The sequence below is a fragment of the Streptomyces sp. NPDC058964 genome (assembly GCF_042741275.1).
GTDB lineage: Bacteria > Actinomycetota > Actinomycetes > Streptomycetales > Streptomycetaceae > Streptomyces.
Map to the genome: position 1 here is coordinate 1 of NZ_JBHYKH010000998.1, position 1,281 is coordinate 1,281.

A 1,281-nucleotide genomic window follows, 5' to 3' on the forward strand; every position below is an offset into this window, starting at 1 on the left:
GTCGCCCGCAGCGCGCACGTCACTGACAACACCGTCCGCTACCGGCTGCGCCGTTTCGAGGAGCTGACCGGCACCAGCCTTGACGCACCGGACACCGCGGTGGAACTCAGCTGGGCTCTGGCGGCACGCGAGCTGGGGACACCTTCGCGAGGCCCGGCAGGACCTGCTCATGGCGAAGCCCCATAGCGGTGGGTCACGGACGTTTCCGTTTTCACCGTGCCATCCGGGCCGTCGACAGCGGCCGACACCCGCGGGCGGTGCTTGGCCGCGTCACGCCACGCCGGCGGCGGACTGCGTCACCGGATTTCCAGCCGTCGTCACCGGCAGGACCACACCAACGCGCCATCCCTCCGGCTCGCGGGTCACCTCGATCGTTTCGGCCTGTGCCTCGACGATGGCCAGGCCGCGTCCGTGCTCGGCCAGTTCCTGCGGGATGACAAGCCGGGGGGTTGCCAACGGAGCGCCGGAGTCCGTCACACACAGATACAGCCAATGCTCCTGTTGCAGAAGGCGGATGGTCATCTCCCGGTGGCCGTAGCGGACGGTGTTGGCGGCCAGTTCACCGATGACCAGTGCGGTCGTGTCGAGGTCGTCCGCACTCACTCCCCACTGGGTGAGCAGGTCGGTTGCCCACCGGCGGGCGAGGCTCACGCTCGCTGGTTCGGCGGGCAGTGCCACCACAGCTGTCCGAGCAGGAGCCGTCACAGGCGGCGTCATCCGGCGTGGGGCGTCCATGGCAAATACGGCCTGGTGAGCTGCAGGGTGGGGATGGCGCGGACGGGACGGCACGGCGACCTCCGAGGGGGCCTGTGCGGCGGAGCATCGGGCGGCACGTGACGGGCAACCGGATGCGCCCGCGTGGCCATGGCCGTACCCCCGGACCTGTTTCCCACGATTTCGGCCCTCTGTGCAGGTGCGCGTCATCGGGCCCGGGTGCGCAGGGCGTCGTCACTCCCGCACAGCCGGGAGGTGCACGGTGCGAGGCTGTCCAGCCAGAGGCCCTTGGCGATACCTCCTGAGGAGTCGTACAGCAGCCCGGAGACCAGGGGGCCCACCGCCTGGCCGACACTGAGGGCCACCGTCAGCAGTGCGATGCCCAAGGCCCAGGCGTGTGCGGGCAGCTTCCAGCGGGCCAGCACAGTCAGCCGGAACTGCAACTGGTAGCCGAAGCCCGCTTAGAGGTCCTAACAAAGGCGTCGTACATGTCTGTAGGTGATGAGACATGTTGCGAGCCCGAGGAAGGCTTCATGGATGTCGTCCCGTCGCTCCCACCGGACGCGC

At 69.1% G+C, this 1,281-nt stretch carries 3 protein-coding genes and 1 pseudogene; 1 reads left to right on the forward strand and 3 read right to left on the reverse strand.

What is annotated here, in order from left to right; all coding sequences use genetic code 11:
* Positions 1–186 (forward strand): helix-turn-helix domain-containing protein (locus ACFW2E_RS47140; protein WP_384478404.1); only part of this gene is annotated, 186 nt, incomplete at its 5' end.
* Positions 187–270: 84 nt separating this feature from the next.
* On the opposite strand, the gene ACFW2E_RS47145 is transcribed toward ACFW2E_RS47140, so the two are convergent.
* From ACFW2E_RS47145 to ACFW2E_RS47155, 3 genes and pseudogenes are all read right to left on the reverse strand, one after another.
* Positions 271–924, reverse strand: a complete 654-nt coding sequence (locus ACFW2E_RS47145) for an ATP-binding protein (protein WP_384478407.1) — start codon at positions 922–924, stop codon at positions 271–273.
* Positions 921–1,157: a hypothetical protein gene (locus ACFW2E_RS47150; RefSeq protein WP_384478409.1), complete on the reverse strand. Its 237-nt coding sequence runs from the start codon at positions 1,155–1,157 to the stop codon at positions 921–923. The genes ACFW2E_RS47145 and ACFW2E_RS47150 overlap by 4 nt, the downstream gene beginning before the upstream one ends.
* Before the next feature lie 27 nt (positions 1,158–1,184).
* A pseudogene (locus tag ACFW2E_RS47155) lies at positions 1,185–1,281 on the reverse strand (IS5/IS1182 family transposase); the annotation flags it as partial.

What these genes read in the sequence shown, in the direction of transcription:
- ACFW2E_RS47145 (WP_384478407.1), bottom strand. Translation starts at nt 924, where the DNA reads ATGACGCGCACCTGCACAGAGGGCCGAAATCGTGGGAAACAGGTCCGG.